Below are 24,536 nucleotides of genomic sequence, written 5' to 3'. Positions count from 1 at the left end.
AAAGAAAAAGCCCGCTTTACCATCAAGCGGGCTTTTTAAACACTTTATTTTATTCGCGGAACAGCGCTTCGATATTCAGCCCCTGCGCCTGAAGGATTTCACGCAGACGGCGCAAACCTTCAACCTGGATCTGACGAACGCGCTCGCGTGTCAGGCCGATTTCACGACCCACATCTTCCAGCGTAGCCGCTTCATAACCCAGCAGACCAAAACGACGTGCCAGCACTTCACGCTGTTTGGCGTTCAGTTCGAACAGCCATTTAACGATGCTTTGTTTCATGTCATCGTCTTGCGTGGTGTCTTCCGGACCGTTGTCTTTTTCATCGGCCAGGATGTCCAGCAGCGCCTTTTCGGAATCGCCACCCAGCGGGGTGTCTACCGAGGTAATGCGCTCGTTGAGACGCAGCATACGGCTTACATCATCAACGGGTTTATCCAGCTGTTCGGCAATCTCTTCTGCACTCGGCTCGTGGTCCAGTTTATGGGACAGTTCACGCGCAGTACGCAGATAGACGTTCAGCTCTTTTACAATGTGAATCGGCAAACGAATAGTACGGGTTTGATTCATGATCGCCCGTTCAATAGTCTGTCGAATCCACCACGTTGCGTAGGTTGAGAAGCGGAAACCGCGTTCCGGATCAAACTTCTCTACCGCACGGATAAGCCCTAAGTTACCCTCTTCAATCAGGTCCAGCAGCGCCAGGCCACGATTGCCGTAACGGCGGGCAATTTTCACGACCAGACGCAGGTTACTTTCAATCATGCGACGGCGTGAGGCAACATCCCCGCGCAGAGCGCGACGGGCAAAGTAAACTTCTTCTTCCGCTGTTAATAATGGAGAATAACCAATCTCTCCGAGGTAGAGCTGTGTTGCGTCAAGTACACGTTGTGTAGCGCCTTGCGATAGCAGTTCTTCCTCTGCCAGGTCGTTATCACTAGGTTCCTCAACAACTAAGGCTTTTTCGTCAAAAGCCTCTACTCCATTCTCATCAAATTGCGCGTCTTCATTTAAATCATGAACTTTCAGCGTATTCTGACTCATAAGGTGGCTCCTACCCGTGATCCCTGGACGACACACACCAGCCTGGTGTATCCCGCCTGATTATCGCTGCGGTAAATAACGCAGCGGGTTTACGGATTTCCCCTTGTAACGAATTTCAAAATGTAAACGTGTTGAGCTGGTTCCAGTGCTACCCATGGTAGCTATTTTCTGCCCCGCCTTGATCTCTTGTTGCTCCCGGACCAGCATTGTATCGTTATGGGCGTAGGCACTCAGGTAATCATCGTTATGTTTGATGATGATTAGATTACCGTAACCGCGCAGTGCATTCCCGGCGTATACGACACGACCATCTGCGGTCGCAACAATAGCCTGGCCTTTACTACCTGCGATATCGATCCCTTTATTGCCGTTATCAGTGGCAGAAAAGTTTTCGATAATGTTGCCTTCAGTCGGCCAGCGCCAGGTCGAAATAGGCGAGCTGGTGGTCGTACTGCTGACAGTCGGTTCAGTGGTACTAACCGTAGATGGAGCCGTAACCGGTGCCGTGACGGGTTTATTCGTTGGCTGGTTGTTAGGCAACATTTTGTTAGCACTTTGTTCACCTGAGTCTTCAGAATACGTAATTGTCGGTTGCGACGCAACAGGCACGGTTGAATTCTGCTCAGGTTTTAAGACAATTCCTTGTGCATTTGCATCTGCCTGCGTCACTGCGTTGCCACCAGTGATAGGTGTACCGGATGAATTCCCTACCTGAAGCACCTGCCCAACGTTCAGACTGTATGGGGCTGCTACGTTGTTCCGCTGCGCTAAGTCGCGGAAATCATTACCCGTTACCCACGCAATATAGAACAGCGTGTCGCCGCGTTTAACGGTATAGGTGCTGCCGCCGGTATAGCTCCCCTTAGGGATGTTGCCGTATTTGCGGTTGTAAACAATGTGACCATTTTCAACCTGCACGTTTTGCTGAGCAACAGGTTGCGTCGGCGCGGGTTGCGTTTGGACAGGTTGCACAGGCTGAATGGGCTGAATCTGCGGCGTTTGCGGAGCCGGAGCCGAATTACCCATTTTGGGCGGCGGCGTGATTAACATGCCCGAATCCTGGCTGGAGGTGCCGGAGGGATTGCCGCCAACAGAGCTGACCGGTGCAGGGGGGTTGTCCGAATTACCACAACCTGCCAGACAAAGTGAAATCAGTGATAATGCCGCCACGCGGCTTGCGGTGAATTTTGGGCTTCCCGTGCTCATTTATCCCCCAGGAATAGATTAACTACCAGTGACTTAACACCGTGCAAGGCAGCGGTATGAACACTGAAAACAGGTTCACCATACGCTGAAATCCTGTGAAATAACCAGGATAAATCCGGGTCTCAGGCCAGTTCCCCTTTGACCAGAGGGACAAAACGCACTGCCTCAACGGTATCGATAATAAATTCATCTCCCCGCCGGCACACCCGCTTCAAATACTGGTGTTCATCGCCAACGGGTAATACAAGTACGCCGCCCTCAGCCAGTTGCGACATTAACGCTGCCGGTATTTCAGGCGGAGCCGCTGTCACAATGATGGCATCGAAAGGCGCACGTGCATGCCATCCTTGCCAGCCATCGCCATGACGGGTGGAAACATTATGCAGATCGAGTTGTTTCAGGCGACGCCGGGCGTGCCATTGCAGGCTTTTGATCCGTTCGACGGAACAAACGTGATGGACCAGGTGCGCAAGGATCGCCGTCTGGTACCCTGAACCGGTACCGACTTCCAGCACCCGACACTCGGGCGTCAACTCCAGCAGCTCGGTCATTCTGGCCACCATATAGGGCTGAGAAATGGTCTGCCCCTGGCCGATGGGAAGCGCAACGTTTTCCCACGCCTGATGTTCAAACGCTTCATCGATAAACTTTTCACGCGGAACCTGAGCGATGGCTTCAAGCACATGCTCATCTTTAATTCCCTGAGTACGTAGTTGATCGAGAAGGCTCTGAACGCGTTTGCTTATCATGGCGTGTCTGCTCCTACACGCGTTAACCAGTCTGACACCACTTCGCGCGCGCTGTGCGCAGTTAAATCCACGTGCAGCGGAGTGACAGAAACATATCCCTCGTCCACCGCTGCAAAATCGGTGTCCGGACCAGAATCAAACTTTTCGCCTGGCGGCCCGATCCAGTACAGGGTATTACCGCGCGGATCTTGCTGTGGAATAACCTGATCGGCTGGATGCCGACTGCCGCAGCGGGTAACCCGGAAGCCTTTGATGTGATCTAACGGCACATCCGGCACATTGACATTAAGGATGCGCCCGGTACGCAGCGGTTCGCGGCTTAGCGCGCGTAACAGCGTGCAGGTGACCGCCGCCGCCGTATCATAATGTTGATGGCCGTTCAGTGAGACCGCCAGCGCCGGAAAACCGAGGTGACGCCCTTCCATCGCCGCTGCCACGGTGCCGGAGTAGATCACATCGTCACCCAGATTAGGCCCGGCGTTAATGCCGGCAACCACGACATCCGGACGGGGACGCATCAGCGCATTGACGCCCAGATACACGCAGTCGGTGGGCGTGCCCATCTGGACCGCAATATCGCCATTGTCATAGGCAAAGGTGCGCAGTGAGGATTCCAGCGTTAGCGAGTTTGATGCGCCACTGCGGTTACGATCGGGCGCTACCACCTGAACCTCGGCAAATTCGCGCAGGGCTTTCGCCAGCGTCTGAATGCCTGGTGCGTGGATGCCGTCATCGTTACTCAGCAATATTCGCATAATCACCTGAAGTATTAATAAGTTCCCTGATCACGCTGGTTGCAAAGCTGCCCGCCGGAAGCCAGAAGCGGAGTTCGACCGTTACGTCATCCCACCAGTTCCAGTTCAACTTCTGTGGATAAAGCAGCATAGCGCGGCGTGACGCTTCGACCTTTTCCCGCATGAGCAACTGCTGTAACAATGTCTCTTGCACAATAGCGGCCTGCTCAAAGGCCAACGCCTCGCGCTGCGTCCCCCATTCGCCACTACCAGGCAGGGACGCCGTAATCATCAGTTCGTGGTGGTCCACGCGGCCCTGAAGTTCAGCGCGATCGTCTTGTGCGGCAACGAACCAGCTCCCGCGTCCCGCTAATTGTAGCGCATCGCCGTCAACAACTTGATTAAAGTCTGGTTTTTTCAAACGTTCGCTGACGATCTGATTAAACAACGCACTGCGGGCTGCCGACAACCAAAAACTGCGTTTATTCCTGTCACGGACAGGTCCGCCGTTTTGCGCCCAGCGCAATGCGCCCTGAATATTACTGCCGCCGAGACCAAAACGCTGCGCGCCAAAATAGTTCGGTACGCCAGCGGACTCAATAGCTTGTAAACGCCGCTCAACCTCGTCGCGCTGCGACACTTCACGCAGGATCACAGTGAAATTATTGCCTTTCAGCGCCCCGAGTCGCAGTTTACGTTTGTGACGGGCATACTCCAGCACCTGACAGCCTTCGAGCTGAAACGCGCTGAGATCGGGCAGTTCTTTGCCGGGAACGCGGGCGCACAGCCATTGTTCCGTGACCGCATGCTTATCTTTTTGCCCGGCAAAGCTTACTTCACGCGCCGGGATCTTAAGAAATTTAGCCAGTGCGTCGGCCACAAAGCGCGTATTGCAGCCGTTTTTCAGGACTCTTACCAGAATGTGTTCACCCTCTCCATCCGGCGCAAATCCCAAATCTTCCACTACCAGAAAATCTTCCGGACTCGCTTTCAGCAACCCGTGACCCTGCGGCTTACCGAGCAGATATGTGAGGTTTTCAAAATCAATCATGGGGCTGCCTTATGCAACAGCGCCACGGCTTCACAAGCAATACCTTCGCCCCGACCGGTGAAGCCCAGTTTTTCCGTGGTCGTCGCTTTGACATTCACGTCGTCCATATGGCACCCCAGATCTTCGGCGATAAAGACGCGCATTTGTGGAATATGCGGCAACATCTTTGGAGCCTGAGCGATGATCGTGACGTCAACGTTGCCTAAGGTATACCCTTTGGCCTGAATCTGCCGCCACGCTTCGCGCAGCAGTTCACGGCTGTCCGCGCCTTTAAAGGCCGGATCGGTGTCCGGGAACAGTTTACCGATATCACCCAGCGCCGCGGCACCAAGCAGCGCATCGGTCAGGGCATGGAGCGCCACATCGCCATCGGAGTGGGCCAGCAGCCCCTTTTCGTAAGGGACGCGCACGCCGCCAATGATAATCGGGCCTGCGCCGCCAAAGGCATGCACATCAAAACCGTGTCCAATTCGCATTATGTCTGCTCCTGGTGGTGAAATCGGGTGAGATAAAATTCGGCAAGCGCCAGATCTTCCGGACGGGTCACTTTGATGTTATCTGCGCGGCCGGGGATCAATTCAGGGTGGAAACCACAATATTCCAGTGCAGAGGCTTCATCGGTGATAACCGCCCCCTCATTAAGAGCGCGCGTCAGGCAGTCAGTTAGCAGCTCTCGCGGGAAAAATTGTGGCGTCAGCGCGTGCCAGAGATCGTTACGATCGACGGTATGGGCGATGGCTGGTTTACCCGGCTCACCACGCTTCATGGTATCACGCACCGGGGCGGCCAGAATACCGCCCACCCGGCTGGTTTCACTGAGCATAAGCAGCCGCTGCAAATCCGCCTGACACAGGCAGGGGCGCGCGGCATCGTGCACCAGCACCCAGCTGGCGTCGCCTGCGGCGTTCAGACCTGCCAGTACGGAATCGGCGCGCGCGGTACCGCCGTCAACGACGGTAATTTGTGGATGCGTCGCCAGCGGGAGCAATGAAAAACGTGGGTCACCAGGCGTAATCGCGATGATCACCCGCTGGACGCGAGGGTGCGCCAGCAGTGCGGCGACCGCGTGTTCGAGAATCGTTTTGTTACCAATTGAGAGGTATTGTTTCGGGCACTCCGTCTGCATGCGGCGGCCAAAGCCAGCTGCCGGGACCACGGCACAAACGCCGGGAAAAGTTGCTGCCATCTTGCGATCCTGGGCCTGTTATCGGTTATTTTGCCCTGCACTCAGATTACGTTTAGACGCATCCGGTACCAGACGATAAAAGGTTTCGCCTGGGCGGGTCATACTCAATTCATTACGGGCACGTTCTTCAATCGCCTCCTGACCACCGTTAAGATCGTCAATTTCAGCGAAAAGTTGATCGTTGCGCGCTTTTAATTTTGCGTTTGTGGTTTGCTGGGCCTCAACATCATCGCTGACGCGGCTGTAATCATGTAATCCATTTTTGCCAAACCACAGCGAATACTGTAGCCAGACCAGTAAAGCCAGCAATATCAGCGTTAGTTTACCCATCCTGCCCCCTGAAAAACGGCATCATCATCCCATAACTCGCCCGAGGACACTACCCCGGCGGCGGGCGATACCGCATGAACGCGCCAAATGTACCATATTTTACCCGCAGGTAAGTATGTCACGTAACCGTGAGGCGAAGTGCGTTGATCTATCATAATTCAGCTTCGGGAAGAATCTACCCCATCAGCCACATAAACAGAATGCTAAACATCGCGATAACCGTCAGGGCGGTTGCCACAGAGGTATAGAATATTTTGCCATTCAACAGCGAATAGAGCGCAATACCCACCACCACGGCAACGGGCATTAACGCTAAAAAGAAAGGCCAGGTATAGAGAAAGAAAAAGAGCGTATTGGGGCCATAGATGAGAAAGGGAATACCTGCCGCCAGCAGCCATGAGATAAACCCCACCACGGCACCCGGAAAAGACCATGTGGTCTCCTCTCGGGCCGTCAGCGACTCAGTCGTGGTGATGCTTAAGTTCTGGCTATCGCGCATATCTAATCCCATTACCTGGTCCGGAGGAAATGGTTTCGTCCTCCAGCGTATCAGGATCTGATAATATCGCTCTGTCTCAGCAGATCTAATAATCGACTCACCAAATTTGTTACTAATTGTTCACCATCAAGGTGCATTTCCGGCGTTTGCGGGGCTTCATAAACCGAATCAATACCGGTGAAATGCTTCAATTCTCCCGCGCGGGCTTTTTTATACAGCCCCTTCGGATCGCGGTTTTCACAGATTGCCAGCGGCGTATCGACAAAGACTTCAAAAAAACGCCCTTCACCTACCTGTTCACGCACCATTTGCCGTTCAGCACGATGTGGCGAAATAAACGCCGTCAGCACCACCAGGCCGGCATCCACCATCAGACGAGAAACCTCTCCGACGCGGCGAATATTCTCCTTACGATCCTCATCATTAAAACCAAGATCGCGGCACAATCCGTGGCGCACGTTATCGCCGTCCAGCAGGTAAGTGCTCACACCCAGACGATGCAGGGCCTCTTCCAGCGCCCCCGCGGCGGTGGATTTACCGGAGCCTGAAAGCCCGGTAAACCACAGCACGACGCCGCGATGCCCGTGAAGCTGTTCGCGCTGCTCCGCCGTCACCGGATGGGCATGCCAGACGACATTATCGTCATGCTGCGCCATTACTTGCCTCCCAGCAAATCGCGTGCGCCCCAGTGCGGGAAGTGCTTACGCACCAGCGCGTTCAGTTCCAGCTCAAAGGCACTAAATTCCGATGGCGCGCTGACCGCCTGCGTATACGCTTCATGTACCAGCCCGGCCCCCACGGTAACGTTGCTCAGGCGATCGATAAAGATCATCCCGCCGGTCACCGGGTTATCCTGATATTTATCGAGCACCAGCGGTTCGTCAAAGGTCAGTTCAACCTGGCCAATACCGTTCAGCGGCAGATTTTCCGCATCATGCTGAGTCAAATGGTTGATGTCATACTGATAGCGGATAGCATCTACACGGGCGCGGGTTTTCTTACCGGCAATTTTAATGTCCAGACTCTGCCCCGCCGTCAGCGGCTGTTCGGTCATCCACACCACGTCAACCGCCGCGCGTTGTACCGCAGGCAGCGACGCCTGCGCATCCAGCAGCAGATCGCCCCGGCTGATATCAATTTCATCTTTCAGCACCAGCGTAACCGCTTCCCCCGCCGCCGCCTCGTCTAAATCACCGTCAAAGGTCACAATACGCGCCACGGCAGACTCCACGCCCGAGGGCAGCACTTTGATCCGCTGGCCAACTTTAACCGTTCCGGATGCCACCGTACCGGAGTAACCGCGAAAATCGAGATTCGGGCGGTTAACATACTGCACCGGGAAGCGCAGCGGTTGCGCATCTACCACCCGCTGAATTTCAACGGTTTCCAGCACTTCCAGCAGCGTCGGGCCGCTATACCACGGCATGTTATCGCCAGCGCTGGCGACGTTATCCCCTTCCAGTGCTGACAGCGGCACAAAGCGGATATCCAGATTTCCCGGCAGTTGCGCGGCAAAGGTCAGGTAATCTTCGCGAATGCGGTTGAAGGTCTCTTCACTAAACTCAACGAGGTCCATTTTATTGATCGCCACCACCAGGTGCTTAATGCCCAGCAATGTCGAGATAAAACTGTGGCGGCGGGTCTGATCCAGCACGCCTTTACGGGCGTCGATCAGCAGGATCGCCAGATCGCAGGTCGAGGCACCGGTAGCCATGTTGCGGGTGTACTGCTCGTGCCCTGGCGTATCGGCAATAATAAATTTGCGCTTTTCAGTGGAGAAATAGCGGTAGGCCACATCAATAGTGATGCCCTGCTCGCGCTCGGCCTGAAGCCCGTCAACCAGCAGCGCCAGATCCAGTTTTTCGCCCTGAGTACCGTGGCGCTTGCTGTCATTATGCAGCGACGAGAGCTGATCTTCATAAATTTGCCGTGTATCGTGCAACAGACGGCCGATCAACGTGCTTTTACCGTCATCCACGCTGCCGCAGGTCAGGAAGCGCAGCAGGCTTTTGTATTGCTGAGCGTGCATCCAGGCTTCGACGCCGCCTTCGTTGGCAATTTGTTGGGCAATGGTCGTATTCATGGCGGTTCCTCAGAAATATCCCTGGCGTTTCTTCAGCTCCATCGAGCCGGCCTGATCGCGGTCAATCACGCGACCCTGACGTTCACTGGTGGTCGACACCAGCATCTCTTCGATGATCTCCGGCAGGGTTTGCGCCTGCGACTCGACCGCTCCGGTCAGCGGCCAGCAACCCAGGGTACGAAAACGTACCATTCTCTGCTGGATCACTTCCCCCGGTTGTAAGTCAATGCGCCCGTCATCAATCATCATCAGCATGCCGTCGCGCTCCAGCACCGGGCGTTCAGCGGCCAGATACAGCGGCACGATATCGATATTTTCCAGCCAGATGTACTGCCAGATATCCTGCTCGGTCCAGTTGGACAGCGGGAAGACGCGGATACTTTCGCCTTTATTGACCTGCCCGTTGTAGTTGTGCCACAGCTCAGGGCGCTGGTTTTTCGGGTCCCAGCGATGAAAGCGGTCGCGGAAAGAGTAAATGCGCTCTTTGGCGCGCGATTTTTCCTCATCGCGGCGGGCACCGCCAAAGGCGGCGTCAAAACCGTATTTATTCAGCGCCTGCTTCAGACCCTCGGTTTTCATAATGTCAGTATGCTTCGCGCTGCCGTGCACGAATGGGTTAATCCCCATTGCCACCCCTTCCGGGTTTTTATGCACCAGCAGTTCACAGCCGTAGGCTTTGGCGGTACGGTCACGAAACTCGTACATTTCGCGGAACTTCCAGCCGGTATCGACGTGCAGCAGCGGGAACGGCAATGTTCCCGGATAAAACGCTTTACGCGCCAGATGCAGCATGACGCTGGAGTCTTTACCGATGGAGTAAAGCATCACCGGATTTGCAAACTCGGCGGCCACTTCACGGATAATATGGATGCTTTCCGCCTCCAGTTGCCGCAGGTGAGTCAGTCGTTTTTGATCCATAACCGTTCCTTAAGCCAGATTAACCACGGAAGCCCTGAAATCTTCCGCGCCTGTTGTGTGTTGAAACCAGGCCAGTTGGTGATGCAGATTGACCACCTCGCCGATGACCAGCAACGCGGGCATCGGTGCCTCTTTCGCCAGGTTTTCGAGTTGTTGTAATGTGCCGGTGCTGACATTCTGATCGGCCCGCGTACCGCGCGAGATAACCGCCACCGGCGTATGTTGATCGCGACCATGCCGGATAAGCTGGTCGCTGATTTCGGCCGCTTTCATGGTGCCCATGTAGATCGCCAGCGTCTGACGGCTCTGCGCCAGTTGCGCCCAGTCAAACGGCGCGCTGTCGGGCTTATAATGGCCAGTGACAAAAGTGACGCTTTGCGCATGCTCGCGATGGGTCAGCGGGATGCCCGCATAGGCCGTCGCGCCGGAGGCTGCCGTAACGCCTGGCACCACCTGAAAAGGGATACCGGCAGCGGCAGCAGCCTGAAGCTCTTCCCCGCCGCGCCCGAAGATAAACGGATCGCCCCCTTTCAGACGCACGACGGTTTTACCTTCGCGCGCCGCCGCGATCAGCATCTGATTCGTTTCATGCTGCGGCACCGCATGTTTACCGGCGCGTTTCCCCACGCAGATCAGTTCCGCGTCGCGGAGTACCAGTTCGCGGATTTCATCGGTCACCAGATGGTCGTAAAACACCACATCGGCCTGCTGGAGCACCTGCAAACCGCGCAGAGTCAGCAGCCCGGCATCTCCCGGCCCTGCGCCGACCAGAATAATTTCACCCTGTTCACGTTCCGGGTGCGCTAACGCGTCTTCCAGCACCTGCTCCGCCGCCTGCGAATTTCCGGCCGCCATCAGGCTGGCGAAGCGTCCCCGAAAGGCGCGCTCCCAGAACCGACGACGTTCCGCGGTGGAGTGCAGATGCGTTTTAATTCGCTCACGCCAGCGTCCCGCCACTGCCGCCATCTTGCCTAAATCTTTCGGCAGCAGTGCCTCAAGCTTCTCGCGCAGCAAACGGGCCAATACGGGCGCATTACCGCCGGACGAGACAGCCACCAGCAGCGGCGAACGATCGACAATCGACGGGAATATAAAGGAGCACAGCGGCTGGTTATCCACCACGTTCACCAGACGATGACGGGCATTCGCCGCCGCAAAAACGCGCTGATTCAGCTCGCTGTCATTGGTCGCGGCAATCACCAGAAAAACAGAGTCGAGTTGCGCCTCTGCAAACGCGGTCGCCAGCCAGTGAATATGCTGCTGTTCAGCCAGTACCGCTAATTCAGGATCAAGGCGGGCGGCCACTACCTGTACGTTGGCCCCGGCGCGACGCAGAAAAGTGATTTTACGGCTGGCGATTTCACCGCCGCCAACCACCAGTACTGGTCGGTCTTTTAACACAGCAAAAAGAGGCAGGTATTCCACAACACAATGACTCACTGACATCAGGTATTAGGGAGGACTATAGAGGTGGGCTTAGATCAAATGAAATTACGAAATGGAATGAGTAGTTCCTCAAAGGAATAACATTCAGGGAAAGCTAATATCAAAAAGTGCTTAACCCGTGATTTTTCGGGCATTCTGGCGGAATTCAAATTGTGTAACCCCGATCACAGTTTCATACTGGGAGCGTCGAGTTTTTTGCATTTTTTAAGGATATTGTATGTTGTCCGCATCGCGCCGCCGCGTAGCTGCCCTGGCGTTTAGCGTTTGCTTTACCTTCCCCGCCCTGGCGAAAACGACAGCGCCAGGAGAGTTTGCCAGTACGCAAGCTCGTTATATTGCCACCTATTTTCCAGGTCGAATGACCGGTACTCCCGCTGAAATGCTGGCAGCCGATTATTTACGCCAGCAGTTTGCTGCGATGGGTTATCAAAGCGACATTCGCACTTTTCATAGCCGCTATATCTATACGTCCGCTGATAAGCAGCAAAACTGGCACAATATTACTGGCAGTACGGTGATAGCGGCGCATGAAGGTCGCGTCAAACAACAGATCGTGATTATGGCGCATCTGGATACCTACGCCCCCCGCAGCGACGCCGATGTCGCCCAGAATCTGGGCGGACTGACGCTACAGGGTATTGATGACAACGCCGCCGGACTGGGCGTTATGCTCGAACTTGCCGCCGCGCTGAAAAATATTCCCACGCAGTACGGCATTCGCTTTGTCGCCACCAGCGGCGAAGAAGAAGGCAAGCTCGGTGCAGAAAGTTTGCTTTCCCGCATGAGCAATGCCGAGAAGAAAAACACCCTGCTGGTGATTAATCTCGATAACCTGATCGTCGGCGATAAACTGTACTTTAATAGCGGTAAAAGCACACCAGCAGCAGTCAGAAAACTCACCCGCGACCGGGCGCTGGCGATTGCCAGAAGTCACGGCATCGCCGCCGCTATCAATCCAGGTTTAAATCCTGATTATCCAAAAGGCACCAGTTGCTGCAATGATGCGGAGCCATTCGATAAGGCAGGCATCCCGGTTCTTTCGGTTGAAGCCACCAACTGGTCGCTGGGAAATAAAGACGGCTATCAGCAGCGTAAGACCTCGCGCGACTTCCCGGCTGGCAATAGCTGGCATGATGTGCGCCTCGACAACCAGCAGTATCTTGATAAGGTGCTGCCGGGACGTATTGCGCATCGTAGCCGGGATGTGGTGAAGGTTATGCTGCCACTGGTGAAAGAGCTGGCGAAGGCGGGGAAAGCGTAGATGGGTTTTGGGTTTGTCTGAGGGGGAGTGGTTAAGATGAGAGTGGGAAGGAACAGGGTGCAGGGGGAATAGGGTAGCGATCGGTTATTGGCGGTTTATCCCCGCTGGCGCGGGGAACACACACCGACTACTGATTTGCTGGTCCGCTTGGCCGGTTTATCCCCGCTTACGCGGGGAACACCTCATTATAACTTTCGTTCTTCAGTCATGGAGACACTGAAGATAGCAGGGTAAGCTAACCCTCATGCAGCCCGCACTCTCTTTTCAGCCCAAAAAACCGCGTCTCTTCCTCCGCCATGCCCGGCTCCCATTTGCGGGTCGTATGCGTATCGCCCACGGATAAATACCCTTCATCCCACAGCGGATGGTATTTAAGGCCATGCTTCTGAAGATACTGATAGACCGTGCGGTTATCCCAGTCGATGATCGGCAGCACTTTAAACACGCCGCGCTGAACGCCCAGCACTGACAGACTGGCGCGACTGCCGGACTGTTCCCGCCGTAGCCCCGCAAACCAGGTTTGGGCGTTAAGATCGGTAAGCGCCCGGTTCATCGGCTCGACTTTATTAATCTCATTGTATTTCTCAATACCTTCAACGCCCTGCTCCCACAGTTTGCCGTAACGCGCTTCCTGCCAGGCTGCACTTTCCTGCGCCCGGTAAACGTTGAGGTTCAGTTTAAGTTTGTCTGTTAACTCATCAATAAACCGGTAGGTTTCCGGGAACAGATAGCCGGTATCGGTCAGGATCACCGGGATGCCCGGGCGGATCTGATTGACCAGATGCAGACTGACCGCCGCCTGAATGCCAAAGCTTGAGGAGAGGACGTATTCACCGGGCAGATTTTCCAGCGCCCACGCCACGCGATCTTCTGCGGTGAGGGTTTCCAGCCGCGCATTAGTGTCTGCAAGCGCCTGCGCGCGATCCTCTTTCGGTAATGCATTGAGGGCTTTTAGATCGAATAGGGACATAGGTTCCTCACTTTTTGCCTTTTTGCGGGTGGGTAGTTTACCCATGTGCAACCGTAGCTGGTGTTCTGCCGGGTGGCGCTGCGCTTACCCGGCCTGGATTTTTACCGCAGCCGCCTGTTCAGACGACCGACTCACAGGCCGGATAAAGGCGAAGCCGCCCTCCGGCGGAGTTCCCGTTACTCCCAGAAATCCCTTGCGGGATCGAGCACCGGGCGAATGATGCCCGCACGCACCGTAAAGTCGCCGAAGCCTTCACCCGCTTCGCGCTCTTTCGCCCAGCGCCCGACTAACTCGTCAATAGATTCCAGAATTTCAGGTTCAGTAATATTCTCGCGATACATACGCGGAATGCGCGTCCCCATACGGTTACCGCCCAGATGCAGGTTGTAGCGCCCCGGTGCTTTGCCGACGAGCCCCAGTTCGGCCAGCATCGCCCTTCCGCAACCGTTCGGACAACCGGTAACGCGCATGACAATATGCTCATCCGGGATACCGTGTTTTTCCAGCACCGCCTCTACTTTATCCGTGAACGACGGCAGGAAGCGCTCGGCTTCGGCCATCGCCAGCGGACAGGTCGGGAACGACACGCAGGCCATCGAGTTCTCGCGCTGCGGTTTCACGGCATTCATCAGGCCGTGATCGCGCGCCAGCTTCTCGATTTTCGCTTTCTGGCTGTCCGGGACCCCGGCAATAATCAGGTTCTGGTTAGCGGTAATGCGGAACTCGCCTTTGTGGATCTTAGCAATTTCCAGCAGACCGGTTTTCAGCGGACGTCCCGGATAATCCAGGATGCGTCCATTTTCAATAAACAGCGTCAGGTGCCATTTATTGTCGATGCCTTTCACCCAACCAATGCGATCGCCACGCCCGGTAAATTCATACGGACGGATCGGCTCGAATTTGATCCCCGCACGGCGCTCGACTTCCGCTTTGAACGTCTCAACACCGACGCGCTCAAGGGTATATTTTGTCTTCGCATTTTTACGATCGGTGCGGTTGCCCCAGTCGCGCTGGGTCGTCACTACCGCTTCTGCCACCGCAAGCGTGTGCTCCAGCGGCAGATAACCAAACTCGCTGGCGGTGCGGGCGTACGTTTTTTTGTTGCCGTGTTCAATGGAAAGCCCGCCGCCCACCAGCAGGTTAAAGCCCACCAGCTTGCCATTCTCCGCCACCGCCACGAAGTTCATGTCGTTGGCATGCAGATCGATATCGTTCTGCGGCGGAATGACGACCGTGGTTTTGAACTTACGCGGCAGGTAGGTCGCCCCGAGAATCGGCTCTTCATCGGTGGTCGCGACTTTCTTCTGATCAAGCCAGATCTCTGCGTAAGCGCGGGTACGCGGCAGCAGATGTTCAGAGATCTTCTTCGCCCACTCGTAAGCTTCAGCGTGCAACTGAGACTCGTACGGGTTGGATGTGCACAGCACGTTACGGTTCATATCGTTGGCGGTCGCCAGCGCGTCGAGACCGACTGAGTGCAGCATCTGGTGTACCGGTTTGACGTTCTTCTTCAGAATGCCATGGAACTGGAAGGTCTGACGGTTGGTCAGGCGGATGCTGCCGTAAATCGTGTTGTCATGGGCAAACTTATCAATCGCCTGCCACTGTTTGGTGGTGATAACACCGCCCGGCAAACGACAGCGCAGCAGCATCGCATGGCGCGGCTCCAGCTTCTGCTCTGCACGCTCGGCGCGGATATCGCGGTCATCCTGCTGATACATGCCGTGAAAGCGGATCAGCAGAAAGTTGTCGCCTTTAAAGCCGCCGGTGAGACCATCGTTTAAATCTTCAGCAATGGTGCCGCGCAGATAGTTGCTTTCGAGCTTCATGCGCTCGGCATCGGCCAGTTTGCCTTCGACCACCAGGGGTCCTGGATGTTTTTCGCTCATTAGTAGACATCTCGCTGATAACGGCGCTCAACGCGCAGCTCACTTAAATATTCGTCTGCTGATTCGGGGTCCATACCGCCGAATTCAGCAATCACTTCCAGCAATGCCTGCTCAACGTCTTTCGCCATGCGATTAGCGTCGCCGCAGACATAAATATGGGCACCGTCATTGATCCAGCGCCACAGTTCTGCGCCCTGTTCGCGCAGTTTGTCTTGTACGTATATTTTTTCTTGTTGATCGCGCGACCAGGCGAGATCGATACGGCTCAGTACGCCCTCTTTGACGTAACGCTGCCATTCCACCTGGTAGAGAAAATCTTCAGTGAAGTGTGGATTGCCGAAGAACAGCCAGTTTTTGCCTGGCGCTTCATCGGCGGCGCGCTGCTGCATAAAGGCGCGGAACGGCGCGATGCCCGTACCGGGGCCGATCATGATCACCGGCGTTTCGGGGTTCGCAGGTAAGCGGAAGTTGTCGTTATGTTCGATGAAGATCCGGACTTCGCCTTCTTCTTCCACACGATCGGCGAGGAAGCTGGACGCGCCGCCAGCCCGCGCGCGGCCTTCAACTTCATAGCGCACGACGCCCACGGTAACGTGGACTTCGCTTTCCACTTCCACCTGCGCGGAGGCGATGGAATACAGGCGCGGCGTTAAAGGACGTAGCAGATCGATCAGGGTTTGCGCGTCCAGTTGAGCCGGAGAAAAGCGCACCATATCGACAATCGGCGTCGTGGCAGCGTACTGCTGAAGCTGGGCTTTATCGCCCGCCAGTGGCAGTAATGTTTCACTGCGGGAGAGCGTCGCATAGTTCTCAACAATATTAGCGGTGTTCACCGTCAGCTCGAAGTGCCACTGGAGCGCCGCCGCCAGCGGCAGCGTTTTACCGTCCACGGTGACTGGCTCGTCGGCTTTGAGCCACAGCAATTCAATCAGTTCGTTAACCAGTGACGGATCGTTCTGATACCAGACGCCAAGCGCATCGCCTGGCTGGTAACGCAAGCCGGAGTCGCCGAGGTCTATTTCAATATGACGAACGTCTTTCTCAGAGTTGCGGCCGGTGATTTTTTGATTAACCGACAGCGTGGCAGAAAGCGGCGCTTCTTTGGTATAAGGGCTGGAGTGGACCTCGTTCACCGCGCCCGTGGCGGTAACGGCCGCCTGCGCAGGCGTCTCTTTCGGCACGCGGGATTTCAGGACCTCAACGATGCGCGCGCGCCATTCGGCAGCGGCATTCTGATACTCAACGTCGGCATCGACGCGATCCAGCAGGCGCTCACCGCCCAGTTCCGCCAGCTTCGTGTCAAAATCCTTGCCGCACTGGCAAAAGAACTCATACGAGGTATCGCCAAGACCAAAGACCGCAAAAGCCGTATTTTCCAGTTTGGGTGCTTTTTTGGAGGCAAGAAATTTATGCAGGGCCACCGCTTCTTCCGGCGGTTCACCTTCTCCTTGCGTGGAAGCTACAACAACCAGCAGTTTTTCCGCTGCGATTTGTTTGAATTTATAGTCGCCGGCGTTTACCAGGTTTACGTTGAGTTTAGCCGCCAGCAGGTCGTCGCGTAGCGCTTCCGCCACGCGACGAGCGTTCCCGGTCTGCGAGGCCGAAAGTAATGTGATAGTCGTGGTTTCTGCTACCGGCGCAGGCGTCGCCACGGCGGCACCGGGCTGCTGATTGAGCACGCCCCAAAAATAGCCGGACACCCAGGCAAGCTGGGTCGGGGTTAAATCAGTCGTGGCCGCCTGGAGGCGCGCCAGTTGCTCCGGGTTCAGCGGAAGCAAAGCGGAAGGTAGAGCCTGTGTCGTCATGCGTCGTTATGTTCCAGTAGCAAAGCTGTTTTCAAAGAAAAACAGAAGAGAATGTAAGGTTAACGACCAGGATAATAACAATTAAAGAAGGGATGGAAATAATAAATAACCAAATAAACTAACCTGTTTTCCCGATAGTTGTTAACGGTAAATCAGGTTAATTAACTCTTTGAATTTAAAAATAAAAATAAAGGTTTACGCTTTATTCTCTCTCGCTACCTCACGCAGACGGCGTAAAGGGGTGATAAAAATTGTACTTTCCGGTACTATGCGGCGGTTTTTTGTCAGACTGAGAGCTCACCATGTCCACCACGTTGTTTAAAGATTTCACCTTCGAAGCCGCTCACCATCTTCCGCACGTCCCGGAAGGACACAAATGCGGCCGCCTGCACGGTCACTCCTTTATGGTGCGCCTTGAAATTACCGGTGAAGTCGATCCGCATACCGGCTGGATCATGGATTTTGCCGAACTGAAAGCGGCGTTTAAGCCGACTTACGACAGGCTTGATCACTATTATCTGAATGATATTCCGGGTCTTGAGAATCCCACCAGCGAAGTACTGTCCCGTTGGATATGGGAGCAGGTAAAACCTGTTGTCCCACTACTGAGCGCGGTAATGATTAAAGAGACCTGCACAGCAGGCTGCGTGTATCGCGGGGAATGATTTTATCGTCTGTGGCAAGGGTCAATTTTCCTTAACTAACACTCTGCTAGGATCGAGCGCTCTGGATATCTGGAGCACAATATGTCTGACGATTTCGATATTATTATTATCGGTGCAGGGATAGCGGGCACCGCTTGTGCTTTACACTGCGCGCGAGCAGGACTGTCGGTTTTGCTTATTGAGCGCGGCGAGCTTCCCGGCAGTAAAAACCTTTCCGGCGGGCGTCTGTATACTCATGCGCTCGGCGAACTTCTTCCCCACTTTCAACACTCGGCCCCGCTCGAACGCCGAATTACCCAGGAAAATCTCACGCTGTTAACGCGTGATGGCGCAACAACCTGGTCCAGCCTGCACCCCGGCGGTGACTCATGGAGCCTGCTGCGCGCCCGTTTCGATCCGTGGTTCGTCGCGCAGGCTGAAGCCGAAGGCGTGCAGTTTATTAGCGGTGTGACGGTTGAAGCGCTGCATCTTGAAGAGGACAGAGTCCGCGGCGTAATCGCGGATAACGAGACGCTGCGCGCCCGCTATGTCGTGTTGGCTGAAGGGGCGAACAGCGTGCTGGCGGAACGCTATGGCTTCCTGCCGCGTCCCTCAACCACCTCAATGGCATTAGGAATCAAAGAGACGCTGGCGCTGGATAAATCGTTACTTGAAGAACGTTTCCGCTTATCCAAAGACGAAGGCGCTGCGATGCTGTTCAGTGGCGATATTTGTGGCGAACTGCCCGGCGGCGCGTTTCTCTATACCAATCAGGAGACGCTCTCTTTTGGCGTGGTTTGCCCGCTCTCCTCGGTGGCGCAAAACGATACCCCGGCAGCCGAGCTACTGGAACGACTCAAGGCGCATCCGGCGTTACATCCGCTGCTCAGAGGCAGTGAAACGCTGGAGTACGGTGCGCATCTGGTTCCGGAAGGCGGGTTGCACAGTCTGCCTGTACAATACGCGGGAGAAGGCTGGCTACTGGTGGGCGATGCCCTACGCAGTTGCGTGAATACCGGTTTCTCTGTACGCGGCATGGATATGGCGCTCATTGGCGCTCAGGCAGCCGCGCAAACATTGATTAATGCCTGCCAGAAGCATGAGCCGCAAAACCTGTTTCCGGCCTACCATCAGGACATCCAGCACAGCCTGCTGTGGGCGGTTTTGCAACGCTACCGGGATATTCCTGCATTACTACAGCGCCCCGGATGGTATCGTCAGTGGCCGGCGCTGATGGAATCTGTCTCGCGCGAGATCTGGCATCAGGGTAATCGTCCGGTAGCCCCGCTGCGCCAGATTGTCTGGTGTCAGTTCCGTCGTCACGGCCTGCGCCATCTGGCAGGCGATATAATCAGGAGCTTACGATGTCTGTAGCCCGCAATATCTGGCGTCCCGCCGACATTTCACATATTGTTCCGGCGAGCGTTGTCGACAGCGAAACGGCGCAAAAGCTGATCGCTTCCTGTCCCGCCGGACTCTTTTCCCTCACGGCGGAAGGTGAGCTACGGATAGACTTTCGCGGCTGCCTGGAGTGTGGCACCTGTCGACTACTGTGTGATGAAAAAACACTGCAACAGTGGCGCTATCCCGCATCCGGGTTTGGCATCACTTACCGATTTGGCTAATTTTCAAGGATACTCTATGCCACTGTTACACCTGCTCCGCCAGAATCCGGTGATTGCCGCCGTGAAAGACAACGCCAGCCTGCAATTAGCCATTGATTCCGAATGCCAGTTCATTTCTGTGCTGTACGGTAATATCTGCACGATAAGCAATATCGTGAAGAAAATTAAAAATGCGGGTAAATACGCATTTATCCACGTTGATCTGCTGGAGGGCGCGTCCAATAAAGAGGTAGTGATTCAGTTTCTGAAGCTGGTCACCGAGGCGGATGGCATCATCAGTACCAAAGCGCCGATGCTGAAAGCGGCGCGGGCGGAGGGTTTTTTCTGTATCCATCGCCTGTTTATCGTCGATTCAATCTCTTTTCACAATATTGATAAGCAGGTAGCGCAATCGAACCCGGACTGTATTGAGATCCTGCCGGGCTGCATGCCGAAAGTGCTGGGATGGGTGACGGAAAAAATACGCCAGCCGTTGATTGCCGGTGGACTGGTCTGCGATGAAGAAGACGCCCGTAATGCGATGAAAGCCGGTGTAGCGGCGCTTTCCACCACCAACACTGACGTCTGGACGTTAGCCAAAAAGCTGAATTAAGTTCCGGCACTGGCTGCCAACGCCTCCAGTACCGGCAGCCAGTCATCCACAATCCCGACATCCGCCTGTGAAAAAACGGGCGCACTGGCATCACTATTTATCGCCACCACAAACCGGCTCTGACGAACCCCGGCCATTAACGCCGCGGCACCGGACGCCCCCGCCACAATGCAGATATCCGGCGCAATCAGATGGCCTGAGATACCAATCACGCGTTCAGCGTCAAAGCCACCATTCATCACCCGCGCGCGGCTGTATCCCACTTCAGCACCAAGCGCCTGACCCAGCGCGGTAATGTTATCGGCACCGACGTCGCCCCCACCCTGTCCGACCACCAGAACGCGTCCGGCCTGCAACAGAGGATGGGCAGTAACGCGGTTGATGCTTTCCACGCTATCCAGCCACTCCGGAAGAGCCGTGGGTACAATCCGGCGTTCCGTCATCGCAGGCAGAGCATTACCCGACGCGCGCGTTTCCGACTGTCGCGCCAGTGAAAGGCACAAGGGACGCACGGTAACTTGCAATGTTGCCATCAGCGCATTTCCCCAGTGGGATTTGCTCACCCGCCCCTGTTGCGCATCCAGCGCCTGCACCTGGCAAATACTGCCGCCGTGCAGACGCCAGGCCAGCCGTACCGCAAGTTCATCACCCAATGGCCCGGCAGGGAAAATCAGGATATCGGCTGGCGTCAGCAACCACTGCGCCGCCAGCACATCCAGCACTTGTTCTGCAACATCCGGCACCGGATCGAGAGTCCAGCGTTCCAGATCGGCGGTGTAAAGTCCGTTTTCCGCCATCCAGGCGGCAATTGCCGCGCATTCCCCAGATTCCGTAATTAGCGCGATCTTCATGGCTTAATCCTCTGGCGCAAATAGTTATTCCACAATAACCGGGCTTTTTCCTGCGCCGACGCACCGTCGATAATCGTGGCGCAGCGCCGCTGCTCCGGTCGCGTCAGCGTCTGACATTGAACGTTCAGGATTTCATCATAAGACGCTGGCTGGCGCACAATCTCCGCTTTTGCCGCCGCCAGGCGCTGACGCATTCCCGGTACAGGAAGCGCAACTTCACCACATTGCCTGACAGCAATGACTGCCGGAAGCCGTACCCGGCAGCGACGTAGCCCGGTTGTCGTTCGCTGCTCAGCCATGATAAAAGGCGGCTCAAGCGTAAAACGCTCCACCTGGGTCAGGCAGGGCCACGCCAGCATTTCAGCCAACAGAAACGGCGTCTGCCCGTTCTGTCCTTCGCTACTCTGACAGCCGGTAACAATCACATCCGCACCGTGATGACGCTGCCAGTCGGCAATCTGCCGGGCAATAAATGCAGGTGCAAAGCGCAGATCCGCCTTCGTCTCCAGCAGCACCGACTTATCAAAACCCAGCGCAGCGAAATAGCGCAGCCAGTGAAGCGCACGCTCATCGCTAATACTTAGCGCCGTTAATGCCATCTCACAGCCCTCACGGCGCTGCGCCAGTAACTGCGCGGCAGCAGCCTGTTCATCGGCACCGGGAGAACAGCGCAGCAGCGCGGTATCAGGGCCGATAGTTCCCTCTGTCGCCGCCAGCCAGTCCTTTTCCGCCAGCATGCCGGGGTCCGGCTCCGCCTTAAACGCCAATAGAATGTTCATTTTTACCTCCTTGTCTTTGGTCGCCACTTCCGGCCGCCGCCAGCGGTAGCGCTTTGGTCTCAGGTGCCCATAGCCAGGTCACCACAAAGCCAATGAGCAATACCCCAGCCAATAGCAGCAGCGTCACCGTCATCCCCCATCGTGCCAGCGTCCAGGGCAGCAAACCGGTGCTGATTGCGGCACCGAGTCGGCTCATGGCGGTAGCGAATCCTACGCCCAGCGAGCGAATGTCGGTGGGAAAGCTTTCCGCCGGTAAAATCCCCACCAGATTACTGACCGCCGAAATCGTGGTACTGAATAAGACAAAAAACAGCAGCGTCCAGTGATTGCCAGTCGGTAAGCAGCCCATCACGACTAATGTCGCCGCCAGCAGTAAAAAGCTGCCGAGCAGGAAATGGCGATGGGCCAGCAGATGAGTTAATACCAGGCCCAGCAGCGCGCCAACGATCAGCAGCGCATTCAGCAACAGGCTGGCTGTTAACGCATCTTCAAGGCCAATGGTTTCGGCAATCGTTGGCAGCCAGGTGTAGATAACAAACCACGGGATCACCAGGCAAACAAAGAAGAAGCTATTAAAGGCCGTGCGCCGCCAGTAGCGCGATGAGAACAGGGTTCTGATATGTTTATTCGTCTCTTTCGTTACCTCGTCGCCCAATTGTACGTGCATACCAAAACAGCGATGCACCACGGCATGGGCTTCAGCGAACCGTCCCTGACGCATCAGCCAGCGTGGCGATTCAGGCGTCCCCCAGCGCAGCAGCGTAATCAATAGCGCCGGCAGGGCAGACGATGCCAGCAGCCAGCGCCAGGCATCCGGATTTTCGGTAATAAAATGGTGCCCTGCCAGGCTTGCCAGCACGTAACCCACGGTCCACACGACGCTAAATGCGCCGAGCAGAATTCCCCTGTGTCGGCGCGGCGAGAACTCGGCCAGCAGCGTGTGCCCCACGGAGTAATCCCCGCCGAGGCCGATCCCTATCAGTATCCGCAAACCCATCAGTTGCTCGGGCGTGGTGGCAAAAAACTGAAGAAACGAAGCGATGGTAATCAGCACAAAGCTGAAGTTGAAAATTTTCTTGCGGCCAATGTGATCCGAAACCCATCCCAGAATCAAGCTGCCGATAAAAAGCCCCAATAGCGCGGCACCGCCGATCATTCCGGCCATAAAAGGCGTCAGTTGCATGGCGGGGGTGAGCTGAATAATGGCGTAACCGACGACACCGAGGACATAGCCATCAACAAGATGTGCGCCAAAGGTCAATGCAGCAATACGACAGTGAAATCCGTTAAGCGGTAAATCGTCCATTCGCACCGGTGAAGTGTTCATTTCTACCCCTTCATTGTCCGGTAAAATCACGGCTCCTCATTTGAGGAGCCGTATAAATAACTACTTATCAATCGGGTAGATCGTTCCCGTATTCATAATACCGTTCGGATCAAACTGTTTCTTCAACCCTTCCAGCAACGGCCACGCACTACCATGTTCCAGCTTGCTCCAGTGAACGCGATGCTTGCCAATGCCGTGGTGATGCACCATCGAGCCGCCAAGACGGATCGTCTCTTCGCAGATGATCTTGTTAAGCGGGTTATGGTACTTATCTATCTCCTCTTCCGGCTTGCAGTCCACCACGTTGTAGTCATACACAAAGTACATGTTGGTGCCGTTGATATAACTGTGGGAAGAGTGACCGCCCAGCATGGTGATGTCATCCGCATGTGGGAACTCCGTACGAATACGGTTGATGACATTTTCGTAGATTTGATGGATACAGCTCCAGCAGCCTGAAACTTCCGTCGTAAAGCCCATATTCCCGGTTTTCAGGATCTGCACACGTTCGGCAGCCACTTTTTCCGGACCCCAGTTCAGATGGTTAAACCAGTTTTCAATCAGCTTGCTGTCAACGCGCTGGCACTGTGGGTAACGCGCCACGATCTCCGCAATCCCCTCGCCGGTGGCTTTCGCCATCCGCGGGTTGCCTTCCGCCATAAAGATCAGCACGCATTTACCATCAGCGAAGTGAGTGAAGTGCTGAGTGCCATCCTCGGCGTCATACAGGCGCGCAATCGAAGGACGATAGCCTTCAACCATCACTTCACGCAGGATGTCGAAACCGATTTTCATGTCGTCCAGAATGTAGCCGTAAAAAAGGTTATTCTCCGGCGTAAATTTGAAGATTTTTACTGTAACTTCAGTGATATAGCACAGCGCCCCTTCGTTACCAATGATGATGTGACGAATATCCGGACCGGCAGCCCGGCGCGGCACGTTCTTGATACGGGTCACCGTGCCGTCTGCCAGCACCGCTTCAAGGCCAACCACCATATCTTCAATGGCACCGTAGAGGGTAGAGAACTGCCCAATGCTGCGGGTCGCAACCAGCCCCCCCATCTGCGCCAGCGGCTTAGACTGCGGTGAATGCCCGGTGGTATACCCTTTTTCACGCAGCGCGTTTTCCAGAATCTCAAGCGGAACGCCACATTGAGCGGTCGCCTGCATATTTTCAATATCAATGCTCAGGATCTGGTTCATCCCTGCCCCGTCCAGCACCACGGAGTCTTTAACGACCGTTTCCAGCCCCCCTTCCGTCGCGGATGCGCCGGTGCGCGGTACCCCATTAATTTTATGCTGGTTCATAAACGCCAGAACGCGGGAAACCTGCTCTGTCGAACCGAGTTTTACCACCGCCGCCGGAATAGGCAGTGTGTAAACGCCGTGAATGTCGGCATATTTACGAAAACGGTCAATACTGTTTTTCTTTAATACCGCTTCATCGGTAATGACGCGTTCGGACCCAACAAGTTCTTTTAACTGGTCCACGATCGCTGCACGAGATAAAGGCATAACCATTCCTTCCTGATAATTAACAGAATAATGA

At 55.3% G+C, this 24,536-nt stretch carries 25 protein-coding genes and 1 pseudogene; 6 read left to right on the top strand and 20 right to left on the bottom strand.

Annotated elements, in window-relative coordinates; translation table 11 throughout:
- Nucleotides 1-49: 49 nt before the first annotated feature.
- Together rpoS and nlpD are read right to left on the bottom strand one after the other, a co-directional pair.
- Nucleotides 50-1,042 (bottom strand): RNA polymerase sigma factor RpoS, encoded by a 993-nt coding sequence (gene rpoS / locus CHU32_RS06450; RefSeq protein ID WP_103675254.1) that lies wholly within the window; start codon nucleotides 1,040-1,042, stop codon nucleotides 50-52.
- A gap of 60 nt (nucleotides 1,043-1,102) precedes the next feature.
- Complete coding sequence (gene nlpD, locus CHU32_RS06445; RefSeq protein WP_245880189.1) at nucleotides 1,103-2,194, bottom strand: murein hydrolase activator NlpD; 1,092 nt, start codon at nucleotides 2,192-2,194, stop codon at nucleotides 1,103-1,105.
- On the opposite strand from nlpD, the gene CHU32_RS28545 reads away from it, so the two are divergent.
- Entirely contained in the window at nucleotides 2,124-2,270 is a 147-nt protein-coding gene (locus CHU32_RS28545) for a peptidase (RefSeq protein WP_245880186.1), read from the top strand. The genes nlpD and CHU32_RS28545 overlap by 71 nt on opposite strands.
- A gap of 100 nt (nucleotides 2,271-2,370) precedes the next feature.
- Here the strand turns inward: CHU32_RS28545 and CHU32_RS06440 are convergent, their stop codons facing one another.
- The 11 genes from CHU32_RS06440 to cysG form a co-directional block, all read right to left on the bottom strand.
- A complete protein-coding gene (locus tag CHU32_RS06440) occupies nucleotides 2,371-2,997 on the bottom strand; it encodes a protein-L-isoaspartate(D-aspartate) O-methyltransferase (protein WP_103675252.1) in 627 nt (208 codons plus the stop codon).
- Nucleotides 2,994-3,752, bottom strand: a complete 759-nt coding sequence (surE, locus tag CHU32_RS06435; protein ID WP_103675251.1) for a 5'/3'-nucleotidase SurE — start codon at nucleotides 3,750-3,752, stop codon at nucleotides 2,994-2,996. Before surE ends, CHU32_RS06440 begins: the two co-directional genes overlap by 4 nt.
- Nucleotides 3,733-4,782, bottom strand: coding sequence for a tRNA pseudouridine(13) synthase TruD (gene truD, locus CHU32_RS06430; RefSeq protein ID WP_103675250.1), 1,050 nt, complete (start codon nucleotides 4,780-4,782; stop codon nucleotides 3,733-3,735). Before truD ends, surE begins: the two co-directional genes overlap by 20 nt.
- Entirely contained in the window at nucleotides 4,779-5,258 is a 480-nt protein-coding gene (gene ispF, locus CHU32_RS06425) for a 2-C-methyl-D-erythritol 2,4-cyclodiphosphate synthase (RefSeq protein ID WP_103675249.1), read from the bottom strand. The genes truD and ispF overlap by 4 nt, the downstream gene beginning before the upstream one ends.
- The gene (gene ispD / locus CHU32_RS06420; RefSeq protein WP_103750808.1) at nucleotides 5,258-5,968 is read right to left on the bottom strand and encodes a 2-C-methyl-D-erythritol 4-phosphate cytidylyltransferase; all 711 of its coding nucleotides are present in this window, start codon (nucleotides 5,966-5,968) and stop codon (nucleotides 5,258-5,260) included. Before ispD ends, ispF begins: the two co-directional genes overlap by 1 nt.
- A gap of 18 nt (nucleotides 5,969-5,986) precedes the next feature.
- Nucleotides 5,987-6,298, bottom strand: a complete 312-nt coding sequence (ftsB, locus tag CHU32_RS06415; protein ID WP_103675247.1) for a cell division protein FtsB — start codon at nucleotides 6,296-6,298, stop codon at nucleotides 5,987-5,989.
- A 175-nt stretch (nucleotides 6,299-6,473) separates the two neighbouring features.
- Entirely contained in the window at nucleotides 6,474-6,797 is a 324-nt protein-coding gene (locus CHU32_RS06410; protein WP_103675328.1) for a DUF3561 family protein, read from the bottom strand.
- Between the two features lie 50 nt (nucleotides 6,798-6,847).
- Nucleotides 6,848-7,453, bottom strand: a complete 606-nt coding sequence (gene cysC, locus CHU32_RS06405) for an adenylyl-sulfate kinase (protein WP_103675246.1) — start codon at nucleotides 7,451-7,453, stop codon at nucleotides 6,848-6,850.
- Nucleotides 7,453-8,880, bottom strand: coding sequence for a sulfate adenylyltransferase subunit CysN (cysN, locus tag CHU32_RS06400; RefSeq protein WP_103675245.1), 1,428 nt, complete (start codon nucleotides 8,878-8,880; stop codon nucleotides 7,453-7,455). Before cysN ends, cysC begins: the two co-directional genes overlap by 1 nt.
- Nucleotides 8,881-8,889: 9 nt before the next feature.
- Nucleotides 8,890-9,798 (bottom strand): sulfate adenylyltransferase subunit CysD, encoded by a 909-nt coding sequence (cysD, locus tag CHU32_RS06395; RefSeq protein ID WP_103675244.1) that lies wholly within the window; start codon nucleotides 9,796-9,798, stop codon nucleotides 8,890-8,892.
- Nucleotides 9,799-9,807: 9 nt separating this feature from the next.
- Nucleotides 9,808-11,214 carry a siroheme synthase CysG gene (gene cysG, locus CHU32_RS06390; RefSeq protein ID WP_176691637.1) on the bottom strand — a complete coding sequence of 469 codons (1,407 nt, stop codon included), beginning with the start codon at nucleotides 11,212-11,214 and terminating at the stop codon, nucleotides 9,808-9,810.
- 247 nt (nucleotides 11,215-11,461) lie between these two features.
- On the opposite strand from cysG, the gene CHU32_RS06385 reads away from it, so the two are divergent.
- Nucleotides 11,462-12,505 (top strand): aminopeptidase, encoded by a 1,044-nt coding sequence (locus CHU32_RS06385; protein ID WP_103675242.1) that lies wholly within the window; start codon nucleotides 11,462-11,464, stop codon nucleotides 12,503-12,505.
- 235 nt (nucleotides 12,506-12,740) lie between these two features.
- On the opposite strand, the gene cysH is transcribed toward CHU32_RS06385, so the two are convergent.
- The 3 genes from cysH to cysJ all read right to left on the bottom strand — a co-directional run bounded on the left by cysH (nucleotide 12,741) and on the right by cysJ (nucleotide 17,169).
- Nucleotides 12,741-13,475, bottom strand: coding sequence for a phosphoadenosine phosphosulfate reductase (gene cysH / locus CHU32_RS06380; protein ID WP_103675241.1), 735 nt, complete (start codon nucleotides 13,473-13,475; stop codon nucleotides 12,741-12,743).
- Nucleotides 13,476-13,651: 176 nt separating this feature from the next.
- Entirely contained in the window at nucleotides 13,652-15,364 is a 1,713-nt protein-coding gene (cysI, locus tag CHU32_RS06375) for an assimilatory sulfite reductase (NADPH) hemoprotein subunit (RefSeq protein WP_103675240.1), read from the bottom strand.
- Nucleotides 15,364-17,169 (bottom strand): NADPH-dependent assimilatory sulfite reductase flavoprotein subunit, encoded by a 1,806-nt coding sequence (cysJ, locus tag CHU32_RS06370; RefSeq protein ID WP_103675239.1) that lies wholly within the window; start codon nucleotides 17,167-17,169, stop codon nucleotides 15,364-15,366. Before cysJ ends, cysI begins: the two co-directional genes overlap by 1 nt.
- 302 nt (nucleotides 17,170-17,471) lie before the next feature.
- On the opposite strand from cysJ, the gene queD reads away from it, so the two are divergent.
- From queD to CHU32_RS06350, 4 genes are all read left to right on the top strand, one after another.
- Nucleotides 17,472-17,834: a 6-carboxytetrahydropterin synthase QueD gene (gene queD / locus CHU32_RS06365; RefSeq protein ID WP_052282221.1), complete on the top strand. Its 363-nt coding sequence runs from the start codon at nucleotides 17,472-17,474 to the stop codon at nucleotides 17,832-17,834.
- Nucleotides 17,835-17,915: 81 nt separating this feature from the next.
- On the top strand, nucleotides 17,916-19,187 hold the full coding sequence (locus tag CHU32_RS06360) for an FAD-dependent oxidoreductase (protein ID WP_103675238.1): 1,272 nt from the start codon (nucleotides 17,916-17,918) through the stop codon (nucleotides 19,185-19,187).
- The gene (locus CHU32_RS06355) at nucleotides 19,178-19,438 is read left to right on the top strand and encodes a ferredoxin family protein (RefSeq protein ID WP_103675237.1); all 261 of its coding nucleotides are present in this window, start codon (nucleotides 19,178-19,180) and stop codon (nucleotides 19,436-19,438) included. The genes CHU32_RS06360 and CHU32_RS06355 overlap by 10 nt, the downstream gene beginning before the upstream one ends.
- 16 nt (nucleotides 19,439-19,454) lie before the next feature.
- Nucleotides 19,455-20,030: a glycerol-3-phosphate responsive antiterminator gene (locus CHU32_RS06350; protein ID WP_103675236.1), complete on the top strand. Its 576-nt coding sequence runs from the start codon at nucleotides 19,455-19,457 to the stop codon at nucleotides 20,028-20,030.
- Here the strand turns inward: CHU32_RS06350 and CHU32_RS06345 are convergent.
- The 4 genes and pseudogenes from CHU32_RS06345 to CHU32_RS06330 all read right to left on the bottom strand — a co-directional run bounded on the left by CHU32_RS06345 (nucleotide 20,027) and on the right by CHU32_RS06330 (nucleotide 24,502).
- A complete protein-coding gene (locus CHU32_RS06345) occupies nucleotides 20,027-20,881 on the bottom strand; it encodes an electron transfer flavoprotein subunit alpha/FixB family protein (RefSeq protein WP_103675235.1) in 855 nt (284 codons plus the stop codon). The two genes, CHU32_RS06350 and CHU32_RS06345, sit on opposite strands and share 4 nt — an antisense overlap.
- On the bottom strand, nucleotides 20,878-21,660 hold the full coding sequence (locus CHU32_RS06340; RefSeq protein ID WP_103675234.1) for an adenine nucleotide alpha hydrolase family protein: 783 nt from the start codon (nucleotides 21,658-21,660) through the stop codon (nucleotides 20,878-20,880). The genes CHU32_RS06345 and CHU32_RS06340 overlap by 4 nt, the downstream gene beginning before the upstream one ends.
- Nucleotides 21,638-23,058 (bottom strand): annotated as a pseudogene (locus CHU32_RS06335) (MFS transporter). Before CHU32_RS06335 ends, CHU32_RS06340 begins: the two are co-directional and overlap by 23 nt.
- Entirely contained in the window at nucleotides 23,048-24,502 is a 1,455-nt protein-coding gene (locus CHU32_RS06330; RefSeq protein ID WP_103675233.1) for an FAD-binding oxidoreductase, read from the bottom strand. The pseudogene CHU32_RS06335 and the gene CHU32_RS06330 overlap by 11 nt, the downstream one beginning before the upstream one ends.
- Nucleotides 24,503-24,536: the final 34 nt, after the last annotated feature.

Origin of the sequence: Superficieibacter electus, assembly GCF_002915575.1 — a bacterium.
GTDB classification, from domain to species: domain Bacteria; phylum Pseudomonadota; class Gammaproteobacteria; order Enterobacterales; family Enterobacteriaceae; genus Superficieibacter; species Superficieibacter electus.
Note: the sequence above shows the minus strand (reverse complement) of the source record. Positions and strands in the feature narration are given on the sequence as shown.

Coding starts and splice junctions, on each gene's coding strand:
- CHU32_RS06385 (WP_103675242.1), top strand. CDS start 11,462: ATGTTGTCCGCATCGCGCCGCCGCGTAGCTGCCCTGGCGTTTAGCGTT.
- rpoS (WP_103675254.1), bottom strand. CDS start 1,042: ATGAGTCAGAATACGCTGAAAGTTCATGATTTAAATGAAGACGCGCAA.
- CHU32_RS06440 (WP_103675252.1), bottom strand. CDS start 2,997: ATGATAAGCAAACGCGTTCAGAGCCTTCTCGATCAACTACGTACTCAG.
- ispF (WP_103675249.1), bottom strand. CDS start 5,258: ATGCGAATTGGACACGGTTTTGATGTGCATGCCTTTGGCGGCGCAGGC.
- cysN (WP_103675245.1), bottom strand. CDS start 8,880: ATGAATACGACCATTGCCCAACAAATTGCCAACGAAGGCGGCGTCGAA.
- surE (WP_103675251.1), bottom strand. CDS start 3,752: ATGCGAATATTGCTGAGTAACGATGACGGCATCCACGCACCAGGCATT.
- CHU32_RS06340 (WP_103675234.1), bottom strand. CDS start 21,660: ATGAACATTCTATTGGCGTTTAAGGCGGAGCCGGACCCCGGCATGCTG.
- cysH (WP_103675241.1), bottom strand. CDS start 13,475: ATGTCCCTATTCGATCTAAAAGCCCTCAATGCATTACCGAAAGAGGAT.
- cysD (WP_103675244.1), bottom strand. CDS start 9,798: ATGGATCAAAAACGACTGACTCACCTGCGGCAACTGGAGGCGGAAAGC.
- ispD (WP_103750808.1), bottom strand. CDS start 5,968: ATGGCAGCAACTTTTCCCGGCGTTTGTGCCGTGGTCCCGGCAGCTGGC.
- CHU32_RS06345 (WP_103675235.1), bottom strand. CDS start 20,881: ATGAAGATCGCGCTAATTACGGAATCTGGGGAATGCGCGGCAATTGCC.
- CHU32_RS06410 (WP_103675328.1), bottom strand. CDS start 6,797: ATGCGCGATAGCCAGAACTTAAGCATCACCACGACTGAGTCGCTGACG.
- ftsB (WP_103675247.1), bottom strand. CDS start 6,298: ATGGGTAAACTAACGCTGATATTGCTGGCTTTACTGGTCTGGCTACAG.
- cysC (WP_103675246.1), bottom strand. CDS start 7,453: ATGGCGCAGCATGACGATAATGTCGTCTGGCATGCCCATCCGGTGACG.
- CHU32_RS06350 (WP_103675236.1), top strand. CDS start 19,455: ATGCCACTGTTACACCTGCTCCGCCAGAATCCGGTGATTGCCGCCGTG.
- truD (WP_103675250.1), bottom strand. CDS start 4,782: ATGATTGATTTTGAAAACCTCACATATCTGCTCGGTAAGCCGCAGGGT.
- cysI (WP_103675240.1), bottom strand. CDS start 15,364: ATGAGCGAAAAACATCCAGGACCCCTGGTGGTCGAAGGCAAACTGGCC.
- CHU32_RS06330 (WP_103675233.1), bottom strand. CDS start 24,502: ATGCCTTTATCTCGTGCAGCGATCGTGGACCAGTTAAAAGAACTTGTT.
- cysJ (WP_103675239.1), bottom strand. CDS start 17,169: ATGACGACACAGGCTCTACCTTCCGCTTTGCTTCCGCTGAACCCGGAG.
- CHU32_RS06360 (WP_103675238.1), top strand. CDS start 17,916: ATGTCTGACGATTTCGATATTATTATTATCGGTGCAGGGATAGCGGGC.
- queD (WP_052282221.1), top strand. CDS start 17,472: ATGTCCACCACGTTGTTTAAAGATTTCACCTTCGAAGCCGCTCACCAT.
- CHU32_RS06355 (WP_103675237.1), top strand. CDS start 19,178: ATGTCTGTAGCCCGCAATATCTGGCGTCCCGCCGACATTTCACATATT.